General features: G+C 59.9%; 21 protein-coding genes. 11 read left to right on the top strand and 10 right to left on the bottom strand.

The annotated features are described in order from the left end of the window. Window positions 1-105: 105 nt before the first annotated feature. Genes L6D74_RS16510 through L6D74_RS16490 form a run of 5 tightly spaced genes read left to right on the top strand, consistent with a single transcriptional unit; the run spans window position 106 to window position 3,876 of the window. On the top strand, window positions 106-513 hold the full coding sequence (locus tag L6D74_RS16510) for a FagA protein (RefSeq protein ID WP_085647688.1): 408 nt from the start codon (window positions 106-108) through the stop codon (window positions 511-513). Then, complete coding sequence (locus L6D74_RS16505) at window positions 494-1,870, top strand: class II fumarate hydratase (protein WP_064593391.1); 1,377 nt, start codon at window positions 494-496, stop codon at window positions 1,868-1,870. Before L6D74_RS16510 ends, L6D74_RS16505 begins: the two co-directional genes overlap by 20 nt. Before the next feature lie 27 nt (window positions 1,871-1,897). Further along, window positions 1,898-2,338: a hypothetical protein gene (locus tag L6D74_RS16500; protein WP_236189818.1), complete on the top strand. Its 441-nt coding sequence runs from the start codon at window positions 1,898-1,900 to the stop codon at window positions 2,336-2,338. A gap of 1 nt (window position 2,339) precedes the next feature. Further along, window positions 2,340-2,951 (top strand): superoxide dismutase, encoded by a 612-nt coding sequence (locus L6D74_RS16495; RefSeq protein ID WP_236189817.1) that lies wholly within the window; start codon window positions 2,340-2,342, stop codon window positions 2,949-2,951. Window positions 2,952-2,982: 31 nt separating this feature from the next. After that, a complete protein-coding gene (locus tag L6D74_RS16490) occupies window positions 2,983-3,876 on the top strand; it encodes a ZIP family metal transporter (protein WP_236189816.1) in 894 nt (297 codons plus the stop codon). Between the two features lie 39 nt (window positions 3,877-3,915). On the opposite strand, the gene L6D74_RS16485 is transcribed toward L6D74_RS16490, so the two are convergent. The 10 genes from L6D74_RS16485 to L6D74_RS16440 form a co-directional block, all read right to left on the bottom strand. Beyond that, complete coding sequence (locus L6D74_RS16485; protein WP_039769289.1) at window positions 3,916-4,191, bottom strand: HPr family phosphocarrier protein; 276 nt, start codon at window positions 4,189-4,191, stop codon at window positions 3,916-3,918. Window positions 4,192-4,206: 15 nt separating this feature from the next. After that, window positions 4,207-5,064 (bottom strand): RNase adapter RapZ, encoded by an 858-nt coding sequence (gene rapZ / locus L6D74_RS16480; RefSeq protein WP_064593397.1) that lies wholly within the window; start codon window positions 5,062-5,064, stop codon window positions 4,207-4,209. Between the two features lie 2 nt (window positions 5,065-5,066). Further along, the gene (gene ptsN, locus L6D74_RS16475) at window positions 5,067-5,531 is read right to left on the bottom strand and encodes a PTS IIA-like nitrogen regulatory protein PtsN (protein ID WP_007953580.1); all 465 of its coding nucleotides are present in this window, start codon (window positions 5,529-5,531) and stop codon (window positions 5,067-5,069) included. 11 nt (window positions 5,532-5,542) lie between these two features. Continuing rightward, window positions 5,543-5,851 (bottom strand): ribosome hibernation-promoting factor, HPF/YfiA family, encoded by a 309-nt coding sequence (hpf, locus tag L6D74_RS16470; RefSeq protein WP_011332471.1) that lies wholly within the window; start codon window positions 5,849-5,851, stop codon window positions 5,543-5,545. 73 nt (window positions 5,852-5,924) lie between these two features. Further along, window positions 5,925-7,418 (bottom strand): RNA polymerase factor sigma-54, encoded by a 1,494-nt coding sequence (locus tag L6D74_RS16465; protein WP_011332472.1) that lies wholly within the window; start codon window positions 7,416-7,418, stop codon window positions 5,925-5,927. Between the two features lie 186 nt (window positions 7,419-7,604). Beyond that, window positions 7,605-8,330, bottom strand: coding sequence for an LPS export ABC transporter ATP-binding protein (gene lptB, locus L6D74_RS16460; protein WP_007953572.1), 726 nt, complete (start codon window positions 8,328-8,330; stop codon window positions 7,605-7,607). Beyond that, entirely contained in the window at window positions 8,330-8,875 is a 546-nt protein-coding gene (lptA, locus tag L6D74_RS16455; protein ID WP_085647693.1) for a lipopolysaccharide transport periplasmic protein LptA, read from the bottom strand. The genes lptB and lptA overlap by 1 nt, the downstream gene beginning before the upstream one ends. Continuing rightward, window positions 8,862-9,434, bottom strand: coding sequence for an LPS export ABC transporter periplasmic protein LptC (gene lptC, locus L6D74_RS16450; protein WP_007953568.1), 573 nt, complete (start codon window positions 9,432-9,434; stop codon window positions 8,862-8,864). Before lptC ends, lptA begins: the two co-directional genes overlap by 14 nt. Before the next feature lie 8 nt (window positions 9,435-9,442). Beyond that, window positions 9,443-9,967, bottom strand: a complete 525-nt coding sequence (locus L6D74_RS16445) for a KdsC family phosphatase (protein WP_236189814.1) — start codon at window positions 9,965-9,967, stop codon at window positions 9,443-9,445. Continuing rightward, window positions 9,968-10,942, bottom strand: a complete 975-nt coding sequence (locus L6D74_RS16440) for a KpsF/GutQ family sugar-phosphate isomerase (RefSeq protein ID WP_236189812.1) — start codon at window positions 10,940-10,942, stop codon at window positions 9,968-9,970. It lies immediately after the preceding gene. Between the two features lie 274 nt (window positions 10,943-11,216). Here L6D74_RS16440 and L6D74_RS16435 point away from each other — a divergent pair, with 274 nt between their 5' ends. From L6D74_RS16435 to L6D74_RS16410, 6 genes are all read left to right on the top strand, one after another. After that, complete coding sequence (locus L6D74_RS16435) at window positions 11,217-12,029, top strand: ATP-binding cassette domain-containing protein (RefSeq protein WP_064593401.1); 813 nt, start codon at window positions 11,217-11,219, stop codon at window positions 12,027-12,029. After that, a complete protein-coding gene (gene mlaE, locus L6D74_RS16430) occupies window positions 12,029-12,826 on the top strand; it encodes a lipid asymmetry maintenance ABC transporter permease subunit MlaE (RefSeq protein WP_007953561.1) in 798 nt (265 codons plus the stop codon). Before L6D74_RS16435 ends, mlaE begins: the two co-directional genes overlap by 1 nt. Then, window positions 12,826-13,293: an outer membrane lipid asymmetry maintenance protein MlaD gene (gene mlaD / locus L6D74_RS16425; RefSeq protein ID WP_007953559.1), complete on the top strand. Its 468-nt coding sequence runs from the start codon at window positions 12,826-12,828 to the stop codon at window positions 13,291-13,293. Before mlaE ends, mlaD begins: the two co-directional genes overlap by 1 nt. Before the next feature lie 11 nt (window positions 13,294-13,304). Further along, window positions 13,305-13,955, top strand: coding sequence for an MlaC/ttg2D family ABC transporter substrate-binding protein (locus tag L6D74_RS16420; RefSeq protein ID WP_039769300.1), 651 nt, complete (start codon window positions 13,305-13,307; stop codon window positions 13,953-13,955). After that, window positions 13,952-14,257 (top strand): STAS domain-containing protein, encoded by a 306-nt coding sequence (locus L6D74_RS16415; RefSeq protein ID WP_039769302.1) that lies wholly within the window; start codon window positions 13,952-13,954, stop codon window positions 14,255-14,257. Before L6D74_RS16420 ends, L6D74_RS16415 begins: the two co-directional genes overlap by 4 nt. A gap of 115 nt (window positions 14,258-14,372) precedes the next feature. Then, window positions 14,373-14,612: a BolA family protein gene (locus tag L6D74_RS16410; RefSeq protein WP_039769303.1), complete on the top strand. Its 240-nt coding sequence runs from the start codon at window positions 14,373-14,375 to the stop codon at window positions 14,610-14,612. Window positions 14,613-14,632 lie beyond the last annotated feature (20 nt).

The raw sequence follows: 14,632 nt of genomic DNA, 5'->3' as shown, positions 1-14,632 counted from the left end.
TGTCTGCAAATTTTTTGGGCTGCTCAGGGCAGCTGAAAAGCCACCCTTGTTTTGGTTCTCATTATCATCTAATAATAAATCTCATTATCGGATGAGCCCAGGATCATGAGTTCTGCCTTGCACGAGCAGCCGTACCTCGAAAGTTGGCGCTGGATGAGTCGCCAGATCCGTTGCGCGATGGATCCCGACGAACCACGACTGATCGAACATTACCTGGCCGAAGGCCGGTATCTGGCCTGCTGCACGGCGACCTCGCCCTGGATGATCGCTGAAACCTCCTTCCGTCTGCTGCTCGACACGGCCACCGATATCGCGTTGCCGTGGCACTGGCGCAGCCTGTGTCTCGATCAAGCCTGGCGCCCCTTGCGTGAAATGGAGCGCCTGTCGCTATGCAAGTGCCGGCTCAAACGCTGGCAAAGCTACACCTGGCAGCTCGCCACCTGCGAGTTGCAACCCTCGATTCCTCTCATTGAATTAGTCCAAGGATTTACCGATGACCAAGACACGTATTGAGCGCGACAGCATGGGCGAACTGCAGGTGCCAGTGGACGCTCTCTACGGCGCGCAGACCCAGCGCGCAGTGGATAACTTCCCGATCAGCGGCAAGCCGATGCCGACCCAGTTCATCCGCGCCCTGATTCTGGCCAAAGCGGCCGCCGCGCGCGCCAACGTTGAACTCAACCAGCTCAGCGCAGCGCAAGGCAAAGCCATCAGCGATGCCGCCCAAGGGTTGTTGGAAGGCGACTTCATGCGGCATTTCCCGGTGGACATCTTCCAGACCGGTTCCGGCACCAGCTCCAACATGAACGCCAATGAAGTGATCGCCACCCTGGCCAGCCGCTTGCTCGACGAACCGGTGAACGCCAACGACCACGTCAACTGTGGGCAGAGCAGCAACGACATCATTCCGACCACTATCCACGTCAGCGCCGCATTGGCCCTGCACGAACAACTGCTGCCGGCGCTGCTGCACCTGGTGCAGGTGATCGAGCGAAAGGCCGAACAGGTCCATCATCACGTCAAGACCGGTCGCACCCACTTGATGGACGCCATGCCGGTACGCCTGAGCCAAGTGCTCAACGGCTGGGCGCAGCAGCTCAAGGCCAATATCGGTCACCTGCAGGATTTGCTCCCAAGCCTGCAATCCCTGGCCCAGGGCGGCACGGCGGTCGGCACCGGAATCAACGCGCATCCGGAATTTGCTGCGCGTTTCAGCCGCCAATTGAGCCAGTTGACCAACGTCCAGTTCACGCCGGGCAAGGATCTGTTCGCCCTGATCGGCTCGCAAGACACCGCTGTGGCCGTATCGGGCCAGCTCAAGGCCACCGCCGTTTCACTGATGAAAATTGCCAACGACCTGCGCTGGATGAACTCCGGCCCGCTCGCCGGGCTCGGTGAAATCGAGCTTGAGGGCCTGCAGCCGGGCTCATCGATCATGCCAGGCAAGGTCAACCCGGTGATCCCGGAAGCCACCGCCATGGTAGCTGCGCAAGTGATCGGCAATGACTCGGTGATCACCATCGCCGGTCAATCAGGCAATTTCGAGCTGAACGTGATGCTGCCGATCATTGCCCAGAATCTGCTGAGCAGCATTGAGTTGCTGACCAACTCCAGCCGTTTGCTGGGTGACAAGGCCATCGCCACCTTCAAGGTCAACGAGTCGCGCCTCAAGGAAGCGCTGTCGCGCAACCCGATTCTGGTGACCGCGCTCAACCCGATCATCGGTTACCAGAAAGCTGCCGAGATCGCCAAGCAGGCCTACAAGCAGGGTCGCCCGGTGATCGACGTTGCGCTGGAGCACACCGACCTGTCGCGCAGCCAGCTGGAAGAGTTGCTCAATCCCGAGAAACTCACCGCCGGCGGCGTGTAAGCACCGCAACCGCTTTGGAGGTTCACCATGGAGCACTGGAAACGCACGATCGAACGGGCCAATCGCTGCTTCATGCTGGGCGAGCTGATCGATGCCCGAGAGGCCTACCTGCAAGCCCTGGCTTTGGCGCAGGTGTTGTTCGAGCGCTGGGCCGATGCCGACGAAGCGGTGGCGGCCTGCGTCATCTCCCACCACAACCTGGCGGATCTGCATCTGCGCCTGAATCAGCCGGAGGAGAGCGCCGAGTACCTGTGCGCGATTCATCAACGGCTGTTGCAGACCATGCAGGACGAGCGCCTGCGCCCGGCCCTGCGTGAAGCGGCGCTGCGCCAGAGCAGCAAGACCTATATCGAGCTGCTCAATTTCATCAGCGAACACGGCGAATACCCGCGCACACAGCGTTTGCTGCACCCGGATACCGGCAACGCGCGCCGCGCGCCTGCCCCACATCACCATGGAGTCCATTGAAATGGCTTTTACCCTGCCAGCCTTGCCTTACGCCTACGACGCACTGGAGCCGCACATCGATGCGCAAACCATGGAGATCCACTACACCAAGCATCATCAGACCTACATCAACAACCTGAACGCTGCGGTCGAGGGCACCGAATTCGCGGAATGGCCGGTGGAAAAACTGGTCGCCAGCGTCCAGCTACTGCCGGAAAAACTGCGCGCGGCGGTGATCAACCAGGGGGGCGGTCATGCCAACCATTCGCTGTTCTGGGAAGTCATGGTGCCTAACGGCGGTGGCAAACCGGACGGTGCGCTGGCCAGGGCGATCGATGAGCAACTGGGTGGCCTCGACAGCTTCAAGGAAGCCTTCACCAAAGCCGCGTTGACCCGTTTCGGCAGTGGCTGGGCGTGGCTCAGCGTCACGCCCGAAAAGAAACTGGTGGTGGAAAGCAGCGGCAACCAGGACAGCCCGCTGATGAACGGCAACACGCCGATTCTCGGGCTCGACGTGTGGGAGCACGCTTACTACCTGCGTTATCAGAACCGTCGGCCGGAATACATCAGCGCGTTCTATAACGTGATCAACTGGCCGGAAGTCGCTGCACGCTATCAGGCGGCGCTGGTTTAAGTCTTCTATAAAAACAATTCCAAGGCGGAGTATGGGCACTGAGACACTGGCGATCGGAAGTGGGCGCATGTTTCGTTACGCAATCGGATCGCTGCTGCTGTTGGCGGGCATGACCTTGCTGGTCGCCCACGGACTCGAATGGCTGAATCTGGAGCCGAGGTTGTTGCGGGCGTTGCAAGGCGGCGCGATTTGCGCCCTCGGCACCGCACTCGGGGCAGTTCCGGTGCTGGTGATCCGCAACATGCCCCAGGCGCTGGGCGATACGCTGTTGGGTTTTGGCGCTGGCGTGATGCTGGCGGCAACCGCGTTTTCGTTGATCGTACCGGGAATCGCCGCCGCCGAAAGTCTGGGACTGAGCCCATGGGGCGCCAGCGGCCTGATTTGCTTCGGCATCATGCTCGGGGCGTTCGGTCTGTATCTGGTTGATCGCCGTGTGTCGGGGGTCTCGCCGGAAATGCTCATCGGCACCGTCGAACATCCGGTGATTCCGCCACGGATCTGGTTGTTCGTGTTCGCCATCATTGCCCATAACATCCCGGAAGGCATGGCGGTCGGTGTCTCGGCGGGCGGTGGAATGCCGGACGCAGACAGTCTGGCGATGGGCATCGCCTTACAGGATGTGCCGGAAGGGCTGGTGATTGCACTGGTACTGGCAGGCGCCGGGATGTCGCGGGTCAAGGCGTTTTTGATTGGCGCATCATCAGGTCTGGTCGAACCGGTATTTGCGCTGCTCTGTGCGTGGCTGGTGAGTCTTGCCGAACTGTTGCTGCCCTTGGGGTTGGCGCTGGCGGCTGGCGCCATGCTGCTGGTGGTGACGCACGAGGTCATCCCCGAGTCGCGACGCAATGGTCACGAGAAGCTGGCCAGTCTGGGATTGCTGATCGGCTTCTGTCTGATGATGGTGATGGATACCGCGTTGGGCTGAACCGGGAGGAGGGAGCGGGCTACTTTCGCCTCAGGCGTTTCAACCGCCTTCGTCGAAGTAGTTGTTGATCAGGGTCACCAGCGCGTCCATGGCTTCCTGTTCCTGGTGGCCTTCGGTACTCAGGTGGATTTTGGTGCCCTTGCCCGCAGCGAGCATCATCATCGCCATGATGCTCTTACCGTCAACCGTGGTGTCCGGGGTGCGGCCCACTCTGATCGTGCAATCGGGAAACTGGCCCGCCACTCCGACGAATTTTGCCGATGCGCGGGCGTGCAGGCCCAGCTTGTTGATGATTTCGATTTCCCGAGCAGGCATCGCGGTGTGAATCCTTTAGCTGAGGTCGCGGTGGCGAACCTGGACGTTCTTCAGGGTCTTCTGCAGCGCCTGGCCAAGACGTTCGGTCAGGTAAACGGAACGGTGATGCCCGCCGGTGCAGCCGATGGCAATGGTGACGTAAGCGCGGTTACTCGCGGCAAAGCGCGGCAACCATTTGTGCAGGTACGTGTAAATATCCTGGTACATCTCCTCGACCTCAGGCTGCGCCGCCAGATACTCGGCGACCGGCTGATCGAGACCGGATTGCGCGCGCAGTTCCGGTTTCCAGTACGGGTTCGGCAGGCAGCGTACATCGAACACCAGATCCGCATCCACCGGCATGCCGCGTTTGAAACCGAACGACTCCACCAGAAACGCGGTACCCGGCTCCGGCTGGTTCAACAGGCGCAGCTTGATGGTGTCGCGCAGTTGGTAGAGATTGAGGTTGGTGGTGTTGATTTTCAGGTCGGCGAGATCGGCAATCGGGCCGAGCAGGGCGCTTTCATCCTGAATGGCTTCTGCCAGCGAACGATTGGCGTTGCTCAGCGGGTGACGGCGGCGAGTTTCGGAGAAGCGCTTGAGCAGGGTTTCTTCGTCGGCATCCAGATACAGGACATCGCATTGAATGTGCTTGGCGCGTACGTCCTCGAGCAATTCCGGAAATCGGGTCAGATGGCTCGGCAAATTGCGTGCATCGATCGATACCGCCACCAGTGGCTGCGCCAGCTCGGTGTGAATCAGGGCGCGTTCGGCCAGTTCCGGCAGTAGACCGGCCGGCAGGTTATCGATGCAGTAGTAGCCGTTGTCCTCAAGGACATCCAGGGCAGTACTTTTACCCGAGCCGGAACGGCCACTGACAATGATCAAGCGCATGGTTACGGCCTGTTCTGTTCTTCCAGTACAACCTGGTACAAGGCTTCGTTGCTTGGCGCGCTGCGCAGTCTGTCGCGCACGTCCTTGCGGTCGAGCATGCTGGCGATCTGGCGTAACAGCTCCAGGTGCGCATCGGTGGCGGCTTCCGGCACCAGCAGGACGAAGAGCAAGTCCACGGGCGCGCCGTCGATAGCGTCGAAATCGATAGGGGCATCAAGGTGCATCAGCGCACTGATCGGCGCTTCGCAGCCCTTGAGGCGGCAGTGGGGAATGGCGATGCCGTTGCCAAAACCGGTGGAACCCAGTTTTTCACGGGCAATCAATGCCTCGAAGACATCTTGCATCTCCAGATCCGGGACTTCCCGGGCGATCAGGTTGGCAATTTGTTCGAGGGCTTTCTTTTTACTGCCGCCCGGCACGTTCACCAGGGAACGGCCGGGGGTCAGGATACTTTCAAGTCGGATCATGGGGGTGGGGGTTATCGACCGGTAGCGCCCTGAAGCAGGCTCTGGGTCTTTTCCTTATGCTTTTTGAGTTGTTTATCAAGCTTGTCGGTCAGCGCGTCGATCGCAGCGTACATATCGGTATGTTCCGCGTTTGCGACGACCTCATTGCCGGGAATATGCAGCGTGGCTTCGATTTTCTGCTTCAGTTTTTCGACGCACATCGTAACTTGCACGTTGGTGATCTTGTCGAAATGCCCTTCGAGCTTCTTGAGCTTGAGCTCGATGTACTCGCGCAGAGGCTGGGTAACTTCCAGTTGGTGTCCACTGATGTTGACTTGCATACAGCTTCTCCTTCGTTGCCAGTGCATAAAGCGGCAGGCCGAAGAGCCTGCCACTGGAACGCTGTAACGTGGCTTACATCAACCGCTTGCGTTCGCTCGAAGGCGCGATTCCGAGGGATTCGCGGTACTTGGCGACGGTGCGGCGAGCCACCTGAATGCCTTGTGCCTCCAGTAAACCAGCGATCTTGCTGTCACTCAACGGCTTTTTCTGATTTTCCGCGGCAACCAGTTTTTTGATGATCGCGCGGATCGCCGTGGACGAGCATTCGCCGCCTTCGGAGGTACTGACGTGACTGGAGAAAAAGTATTTCAGTTCATATATGCCCCGTGGGGTATGCATGAATTTTTGCGTGGTTACGCGGGAAATCGTCGACTCGTGCATGCCAACCGCTTCTGCAATGTCGTGCAGGACCAGCGGCTTCATGGCTTCGTCGCCGTACTCCAGAAACCCGCGCTGGTGTTCGACGATCTGGGTGGCCACTTTCATCAGAGTTTCGTTGCGGCTCTGCAGGCTCTTGATGAACCAGCGGGCTTCCTGCAACTGATTGCGCATGAAGGTGTTGTCGGCGCTGGTGTCGGCGCGGCGCACGAAACCGGCGTATTGGGCGTTGACCCGCAGGCGTGGCACCGATTCCTGATTCAGCTCGACCAGCCAGCGCTCGTTGTCCTTGCGCACGATGACGTCAGGCACCACGTATTCGGCTTCGGTGGATTCGATCTGCGAACCGGGGCGCGGGTTCAGGCTCTGCACCAGTTCGATGACCTGCCGCAGCTCGTCTTCCTTGAGCTTCATGCGCCGCATCAACTGGCTGTAGTCGCGGCTGCCGAGCAAGTCGATGTAATCGGTGACCAGGCGCTTGGCTTCGGCCAGCCAAGGGGTCTTGGCCGACAGCTGGCGCAATTGCAGCAGCAGGCATTCGCCCAGGTTACGTGCGCCGATGCCGGCCGGTTCGAACTGCTGGATGCGGTGCAGGACGGCTTCGATCTCGTCCAGCTCGATGTCGAGTTCCGGATCAAAGGCGTCGAGGATTTCTTCGAGGGTTTCGTCCAGGTAGCCCTGATTGTTGATGCAATCGATCAGGGTGACGGCGATCAGGCGATCGGTGTCGGACATCGGTGCCAGGTTCAACTGCCACAGCAGGTGGCTTTGCAGGCTCTCGCCGGCGGAGGTGCGGGTGGTGAAGTCCCACTCGTCATCGTCGCTGCTCGGCAAGCTGCTGGCGCTGGTCTGGTAGACGTCTTCCCAGGCGGTGTCTACCGGCAATTCGTTGGGGATTCGCTCGTTCCATTCGCCGTCTTCGAGGTTGTCGACTGTCGGCGCGGTCTCCTGATAGGAGGGTTCCTGGATCTCGGTGTTGGGCTTCTGTTCGGCGTTGTCGGCCATGGGGTCGGAGTTGTCGAAGTCGTCTCCGTCCTCCTGGCGTTCGAGCATCGGATTGGATTCCAGAGCCTCCTGGATTTCCTGTTGCAGATCCAGGGTCGACAATTGGAGCAGGCGGATGGCCTGTTGCAGCTGCGGTGTCATCGTCAGCTGCTGGCCCATTCTCAAGACTAGCGATGGTTTCATGGCAGGGGCTTAACACCTTATTCGCCGGCGCTATGCGCCATCCACTACAGGGCGCCGGAGCGCCAAACTTAAGCAAATTATATGCCTGAAACTGTCGTGTTTGCCTAGAGCGCTGTAACAATAAAAGCGTATAAAAAGGCGTTTCAACGTTACAGCACCCGGACGGCTGGTCGGATGCTGTCGCGCTTACAGGCGGAACTCGTGACCCAGATAGACTTCCTTCACCAGATCGTTGGCGAGGATGGTCGCGGAGTCGCCTTCGGCGATCAACTGGCCGTCGTTGACGATATAGGCGGTTTCGCAGATATCCAGCGTCTCACGGACGTTGTGGTCGGTGATCAGTACGCCGATCCCCTTGGCCTTGAGGTGATGGATGATCTGCTTGATGTCGCCGACCGAGATCGGGTCGACACCGGCGAACGGTTCGTCGAGCAGGATGAATTTCGGTGCCGTGGCCAGTGCGCGGGCGATTTCTACCCGGCGGCGCTCACCACCGGACAGGCTCATGCCGAGGTTGTCGCGGATGTGGCTGATGTGGAATTCCTGCAGCAGGCTTTCCAGCTCCTTGCGACGACCTGCCTTGTCGAGCTCCTGACGGGTCTCGAGGATGGCCATGATGTTGTCGGCCACCGACAGTTTGCGGAAGATCGACGCTTCTTGCGGCAGATAGCCGATACCGGCCTTCGCACGGCCATGCATCGGCTGGTGGCTGACGTCCAGGTCGTCGATCAGTACGCGACCCTGATCGGCCTGAACCAGGCCGACGATCATGTAGAAGCACGTGGTCTTGCCGGCGCCGTTCGGGCCGAGCAGGCCGACGATCTGGCCGCTGTCGATCGACAGGCTGACGTCGCGCACGACCTGGCGGCTTTTATAGGCCTTGGCCAGGTGCTGAGCTTTCAGAGTTGCCATTACTGGGTTTTCTCGTCGGTTTTCTTCTTCGGCTGGATCACCATGTCGATGCGCGGACGCGCTTCGGTGACCTTGCTGCCAGTGGCTCGACCGGCGCTGGCCAGTTTCTTCACCGTGTCATAGACGATTTTCTCGCCCTGAGTGGTGTTGTTGTCCTTGTCGACGACTTTTGCCTTGTCGATCAGCACGACGCGATTCTGCGCGGCGTGGTACTGAATGGTCACACCCCAACCCTGGACGGGTTTGGCATCACCGGCAGTCTGCAACTGTTCGAAGTAGGCGAGGTTGCCGACCGAGGTCACGACGTCGATGTCGCCGTTAGGCGCACGGGTCATGGTCACGGTGTTGCCTTTGACGATCATCGAACCCTGGGTGATGATCACGTCGCCTTTGTAGGTGGCAACGCCGTTCTTGTCGTCCAGTTGGGCATCGTCGGCCTGAATGCGGATTGGCTGCTCTTGATCGTTCGGCAGAGCCCAGGCGCTCACGCTTCCCAGTGCTGCGCCCAGACTGAGCAAAATAGGGAGGGTTTTAACGAGCCTCATACTGTCCTCTTACGTTCGATAGCAGGTGTATCCTGCTTTCCTTCAAATACGCTTTCATTCCTACGCCAGTCGATACACCGCCAGCGCCGTCGATTCTAACGGGTTGCTGGGTCTGCGCATATTGCTGCTGAGGGAACACGGTCATGCGTGTGCTGGTAATCAGGGTGTCGCGGTTCTTTTCGTCGGTGCGCTTGACGCGTACCGAGTCGATCAGCTCGACCTCGGTGCCACCGGAATTCACTTCACCGCGTTCGCTGGTCACGTGCCAGGGGAAGTCGGTGCCACGGAACATGTTCAGATCAGGCTTGGTGACCAGTGTAATGTCGGTCGCCTTGACGTGCTCGGCCTTGTCGGACGTCATTTCGTACTGCACTTTGCCGTCTTCGAGGTACTGGATCGTGTGCGTATTGGTCGCGTACCAGTCGATCGGGCTTTCCTCTGCCGAAACCGGCGGTTTGTCGAGGAAGCGTTCCGGGCTGATGTTCCAGTAGCCGACCGCACCGAAAATCGCCGCGATGCAACCGAACAGCAGGATGTTGCGAAACTTTTTGCTAAACATGGTTGGACTCACAGATACGCATTGTTGGCGGCGTCGAGGCTGCCTTGGGCGCGCAGGATCAGTTCGCAGAATTCGCGGGCGGCACCTTCGCCGCCACGAGCCTGGGTGACGCCATGAGCGTGTTCGCGAACAAAAGGTGCGGCGTTGGCCACGGCCATGCCCAGGCCTACACGGCGGATCACCGGCAGATCCGGCAGGTCGTCGCCGAGGTAAGCCACTTGTTCATAGCTTAGGCCCAGTTGCTCCAGAAGACTGTCGAGAACGACCAGTTTGTCTTCACGGCCCTGAAACAGGTGCGGGATCCCCAGGTTCTTCGCCCGACGCTCGACCACCGGAGTCTTGCGACCGCTGATGATGGCGGTCTGTACGCCGGCGTTCATCAGCATCTTGATGCCCTGGCCATCCAGTGTATTGAAAGTCTTGAACTCGCTGCCGTCTTCAAGGAAGTACAGGCGCCCGTCGGTGAGGACACCGTCGACGTCGAAAACCGCCAGTTTGATGGCCTTGCCGCGTTGCAGCAGATCGGTGCTCATTTACATCACTCCTGCGCGCAGCAGGTCGGAGAGGTTGAAGGCGCCGATCGGGCGATCCTCTTCATCCACGACAACCAGCGCGTTGATTCGGTGGTCTTCCATGATTTTCAGGGCTTCGGCGGCAAGCATCTCGGCGCGGGCGGTCTTGCCGTGCACGGTCATCACCTGGTCGATGGTGGCGCTGTGGATATCAATGCTGCGATCCAGGGTGCGACGCAGGTCGCCGTCAGTGAAGATCCCGGCCAGCTTGCCGTCGGTTTCCAGGATGACGGTCATGCCCAGGCCCTTGCGGGTCATTTCCATCAACGCGTCCTTGAGCAGGGTGCCGCGCTGTACCTGCGGCAGTTCCTGGCCGGCGTGCATGACGTTTTCCACTTTCAGCAGCAGGCGTCGGCCCAGTGCGCCGCCGGGGTGGGAAAAGGCGAAGTCTTCGGCAGTGAAGCCGCGCGCTTCCAGCAGCGCCACGGCCAGGGCGTCGCCCATGACCAGTGCGGCGGTGGTCGAGGAGGTCGGCGCCAGGTTCAGCGGGCAGGCTTCGTGCTCGACGTGAACGTTGAGGTTGACCTCGGCGGCCTTGGCCAGCGGCGATTGCGGGTTGCCGGTGACGCTGATCAGCTGAATGCCCAGGCGCTTGATCAGTGGCAGCAGAGTGACGATTTCGTTGGTGGAACCGGAGTTCGACAGGGCCAGAATGACGTCATCGCGAGTGATCATGCCCATGTCGCCGTGGCTGGCCTCGGCCGGGTGCACGAAAAACGCCGGGGTGCCGGTGCTGGCCAGGGTCGCGGCAATCTTGTTGCCGACGTGCCCGGACTTGCCCATGCCGACCACGACAACACGGCCCTTGCTGGCCAGAATCATCTCGCAAGCGCGTACGAAATCGGCGTCGATATGGGGCAACAAGCCTTGTACGGCTTCCACTTCGAGGCGAATGGTGCGTTGTGCCGATTGAATCAGGTCGCTGGTTTGGCTCATGTCAGAAATCGTATAGCCCGATGAAAAGGCGGCGATTATAGCGGTTATGTTGAAAAGCCTCACGCAAGTTCGTCGTGCTTTGTCATTCCTCGTTACCAAAACGCTCCAAATATACCTTCAAGCCCCTCAGCTCGCAGATCCGGGCCGGTGCAGGCCTTGGGCGCTTGCCCTTTGCAGTGATATAGTTCGCCGCCAGTTCGGCCTGCCCGGGATGTAGGGGCTTTCCTCAGAAAGCCAGGCGTCCGAGTGAGAGGCTGCATCGCAAGGAGTTTAGATGAGTGCCGATAACGCCTACGCGGTCGAGCTGAAGGGAGTCTCCTTCAAGCGCGGTGCGCGGAGCATTTTCAATAACGTCGATATCCGCATCCCGCGCGGCAAGGTCACCGGCATCATGGGGCCTTCCGGGTGCGGCAAGACCACACTGTTGCGCCTGATGGGCGCCCAGTTGCGGCCATCCAAGGGCGAGGTCTGGGTCAACGGCCAGAACCTGCCGAAGCTGTCGCGCAGCGATCTGTTCGATGCGCGCAAGCACATGGGCGTGCTGTTTCAGAGCGGTGCGCTGTTCACCGATCTCGACGTGTTCGAGAACGTCGCCTTCCCGCTGCGTGTTCATACCGACCTGCCGGAGGAGATGATCCGTGACATCGTCCTGCTCAAATTGCAGGCAGTGGGGTTGCGCGGTGCGATCGAGCTGATGCCTGACGAGCTGTCCGGCGGCATGAAGCGCCGGGTCGCCCTGGCCCGGGCCATTGCCCTCGATCCGCAGATCCTCATGTACGACGAACCGTTCGTCGGCCAGGATCCGATCGCCATGGGTGTGCTGGTTCGCCTGATCCGTCTGCTCAACGATGCCTTGGGCATCACCAGCATCGTGGTGTCCCACGACCTCGCCGAAACCGCGAGCATTGCTGACTACATCTATGTGGTCGGTGATGGCCAGGTATTGGGGCAGGGCACGCCGGACGAACTGATGGGCTCGGACGATCCGCGTATCCGCCAGTTCATGACCGGTGAACCCGACGGCCCGGTGCCGTATCACTTTCCAGCGCCGGATTACCGCGCAGATCTTCTGGGGAAGCGCCGCTGATGCGCAGAATTACATTAATGGAGCGTGTGCGTCGTTTCGGCCTCGCCGGAATCGACAGCGTCGCAGTGTTCGGGCGTTCGACCCTGTTCCTGTTTCATGCCCTGCTCGGGCGAGGCGGCATCGGTGGCGGGTTTGGCCTGCTGGTCAAGCAGCTGCACTCCGTCGGCGTGATGTCGCTGGTGATCATCGTGGTGTCCGGGATTTTCATCGGCATGGTGCTGGCGCTGCAGGGCTTCAATATCCTGTCCAGTTACGGCTCGGAACAGGCCGTCGGCCAGATGGTGGCGCTGACCCTGCTGCGTGAGCTGGGACCGGTGGTGACCGCGCTGTTGTTTGCCGGTCGTGCCGGCTCGGCGCTGACGGCGGAAATCGGCAACATGAAATCCACCGAACAGTTGTCCAGTCTGGAAATGATCGGGGTCGACCCGCTCAAGTACATCATTGCCCCGCGTCTGTGGGCAGGCTTCATTTCCCTGCCGGTGCTGGCGATGATCTTCAGCGTGGTCGGCATCTGGGGCGGTTCATGGGTCGCCGTCGACTGGCTGGGTGTCTACGAAGGTTCCTACTGGTCGAACATGCAGAACAGCGTGAGCTTCGGTGACGATGTGCTCAACGGCATCATCAAAAGTGCAGTGTTCGCTTTTGTCGTCACCTGGATCGCCGTATTTCAAGGCTATGACTGCGAACCCACTTCCGAGGGGATCAGCCGTGCCACCACCAAGACCGTGGTTTACGCCTCGCTGGCAGTACTCGGCCTGGACTTTATTCTGACCGCTTTGATGTTTGGAGATTTCTGATGCAAAACCGCACCCTGGAAATCGGTGTCGGCCTGTTCCTGCTGGCAGGGATCCTGGCTTTGTTGCTGCTGGCCCTGCGGGTCAGTGGCCTGTCTCCGACTTCGACCACCGATACCTACAAGCTTTACGCGTATTTCGACAATATCGCCGGTTTGACGGTCAGAGCCAAAGTGACCATGGCGGGCGTGACCATCGGCAAGGTCACCGCAATCGATCTGGATCGCGACAGCTTCACCGGTCGGGTAACCCTGCAAGTGGACAAAAGCGTCGACAATCTGCCGACCGACTCCACAGCATCTATCCTGACAGCGGGTTTGCTGGGCGAGAAATACATCGGTATCAGCGTGGGCGGCGAAGACACCCGCCTCAAGGATGGTGGAACCATCCACGACACGCAGTCGTCTCTGGTACTGGAAGACCTGATCGGTAAATTCCTGCTCAATACCGTTAGCAAAGACGCCAAATGAGGAGCTTTTGAATGATCTCTACCTTGCGACGTGGCCTGTTGGTGTTGCTTGCGGCGCTGCCGCTGGTGGCTAACGCCGTGGCGGCACAATCGGCGCACGATCTGGTTCAGGACACCACGAACCGGATGCTCGCCGACCTGGCGGCCAATAAAGAGAAGTACAAGCAGGATCCGCAGGATTTCTATACGGCGCTGAACACCATCGTCGGCCCTGTGGTCGATGCCGAAGGTATTTCCAAGAGCATCATGACGGTCAAGTATTCGCGCAAGGCAACCCCGGCGCAGATGAAGACCTTCGAGGAAAACTTCAAGCGCGGTCTGTTCCAGTTCTACGGCAACGCCTTGCTCGAGTACAACAACCAGGGCATCACTGTCGATGCGCCCAAGGATGAATCGGGCGACCGCACCAGTGTCGGCATGACCGTCAAAGGCAACAATGGCGCGATCTACCCTGTGCAGTACACCCTGGAGAAGATCAACGGCGAGTGGAAGCTGCGCAATGTGATCATCAACGGCATCAACATCGGCAAGCTGTTCCGTGACCAGTTCGCCGACGCGATGCAACGCAATGGCAATGATCTGGACAAGACCATCAACGGCTGGGCCGGTGAAGTCGCCAAGGCCAAGCAGTCGGCCGAGCAGAACGAGAAGCCAGCCCAATGACCGAGTCGGCCATTCGTCTGGACGAAGCCAGTGAGCTGCAGCTCAGCGGCGTGCTGGATTACCGCACCGGCCCGGATCTTCGGGAACAGGGCCGGGCGCTGATCAAGTCGTGCACCGCCCCGGCATTGGTGATCGATTGCTCGGCGGTGGAGAAGTCCAGCAGCGTCGGTCTGTCGCTGCTGCTGTGCTTCATTCGCGATGCAAAGGCCGCCGGCAAGGCGGTCAGCATCCGCGGGATGCCCGAAGACATGCGCGAAATTGCTCAGGTCAGCGAACTGACCGAGCTGTTGGCGCAACCCTGAACCCGCATCAATAGAGAAGCCCCCCGTCAGAGTCCTGCGCAGCGGGGTTCGCAGGCGCGGGGCTTTTTTGTATGATGTCCGACCCGTGCGCACAGGGCGCCGATTGAGGTTGAGCATGCAGGCCGTAGAAGTGAAGAGCTTCCTTGAAGGAAAGCTGCCAGGAACGCTGGTGGAAGTTGAAGGCGAAGGCTGCAACTTTCAGCTGAACGTGATTAGTGATGAACTGGCGGCGTTGAGCCCGGTCAAGCGTCAGCAAAGCATCTATGCCCATTTGAACCCTTGGATCGCCGATGGCAGCATCCACGCGGTCACTATGAAATTTTTCAGCAGCGCGGCCTGGGCCGAGCGCACCTGAGCCCTAGGGCGTCGAGATTC

Source organism: Pseudomonas pharyngis (assembly GCF_021602345.1).
GTDB classification, from domain to species: domain Bacteria; phylum Pseudomonadota; class Gammaproteobacteria; order Pseudomonadales; family Pseudomonadaceae; genus Aquipseudomonas; species Aquipseudomonas pharyngis.
The sequence above is the reverse complement of the archived record's forward strand: the minus strand, read 5'-3'. Positions and strand labels throughout refer to the sequence as shown.

Coding starts and splice junctions, on each gene's coding strand:
- L6D74_RS16445 (WP_236189814.1), bottom strand. CDS start 9,967: ATGAGCACCGATCTGCTGCAACGCGGCAAGGCCATCAAACTGGCGGTT.
- L6D74_RS16510 (WP_085647688.1), top strand. CDS start 106: ATGAGTTCTGCCTTGCACGAGCAGCCGTACCTCGAAAGTTGGCGCTGG.
- lptA (WP_085647693.1), bottom strand. CDS start 8,875: ATGAGGCTCGTTAAAACCCTCCCTATTTTGCTCAGTCTGGGCGCAGCA.
- rapZ (WP_064593397.1), bottom strand. CDS start 5,064: ATGCGCTTGATCATTGTCAGTGGCCGTTCCGGCTCGGGTAAAAGTACT.
- lptB (WP_007953572.1), bottom strand. CDS start 8,330: ATGGCAACTCTGAAAGCTCAGCACCTGGCCAAGGCCTATAAAAGCCGC.
- L6D74_RS16465 (WP_011332472.1), bottom strand. CDS start 7,418: ATGAAACCATCGCTAGTCTTGAGAATGGGCCAGCAGCTGACGATGACA.
- L6D74_RS16435 (WP_064593401.1), top strand. CDS start 11,217: ATGAGTGCCGATAACGCCTACGCGGTCGAGCTGAAGGGAGTCTCCTTC.
- L6D74_RS16420 (WP_039769300.1), top strand. CDS start 13,305: ATGATCTCTACCTTGCGACGTGGCCTGTTGGTGTTGCTTGCGGCGCTG.
- L6D74_RS16485 (WP_039769289.1), bottom strand. CDS start 4,191: ATGCCTGCTCGGGAAATCGAAATCATCAACAAGCTGGGCCTGCACGCC.
- L6D74_RS16490 (WP_236189816.1), top strand. CDS start 2,983: ATGGGCACTGAGACACTGGCGATCGGAAGTGGGCGCATGTTTCGTTAC.
- L6D74_RS16440 (WP_236189812.1), bottom strand. CDS start 10,942: ATGAGCCAAACCAGCGACCTGATTCAATCGGCACAACGCACCATTCGC.
- L6D74_RS16495 (WP_236189817.1), top strand. CDS start 2,340: ATGGCTTTTACCCTGCCAGCCTTGCCTTACGCCTACGACGCACTGGAG.
- L6D74_RS16500 (WP_236189818.1), top strand. CDS start 1,898: ATGGAGCACTGGAAACGCACGATCGAACGGGCCAATCGCTGCTTCATG.
- mlaE (WP_007953561.1), top strand. CDS start 12,029: ATGCGCAGAATTACATTAATGGAGCGTGTGCGTCGTTTCGGCCTCGCC.
- ptsN (WP_007953580.1), bottom strand. CDS start 5,531: ATGATCCGACTTGAAAGTATCCTGACCCCCGGCCGTTCCCTGGTGAAC.
- L6D74_RS16505 (WP_064593391.1), top strand. CDS start 494: ATGACCAAGACACGTATTGAGCGCGACAGCATGGGCGAACTGCAGGTG.
- hpf (WP_011332471.1), bottom strand. CDS start 5,851: ATGCAAGTCAACATCAGTGGACACCAACTGGAAGTTACCCAGCCTCTG.
- lptC (WP_007953568.1), bottom strand. CDS start 9,434: ATGTTTAGCAAAAAGTTTCGCAACATCCTGCTGTTCGGTTGCATCGCG.
- L6D74_RS16415 (WP_039769302.1), top strand. CDS start 13,952: ATGACCGAGTCGGCCATTCGTCTGGACGAAGCCAGTGAGCTGCAGCTC.
- L6D74_RS16410 (WP_039769303.1), top strand. CDS start 14,373: ATGCAGGCCGTAGAAGTGAAGAGCTTCCTTGAAGGAAAGCTGCCAGGA.
- mlaD (WP_007953559.1), top strand. CDS start 12,826: ATGCAAAACCGCACCCTGGAAATCGGTGTCGGCCTGTTCCTGCTGGCA.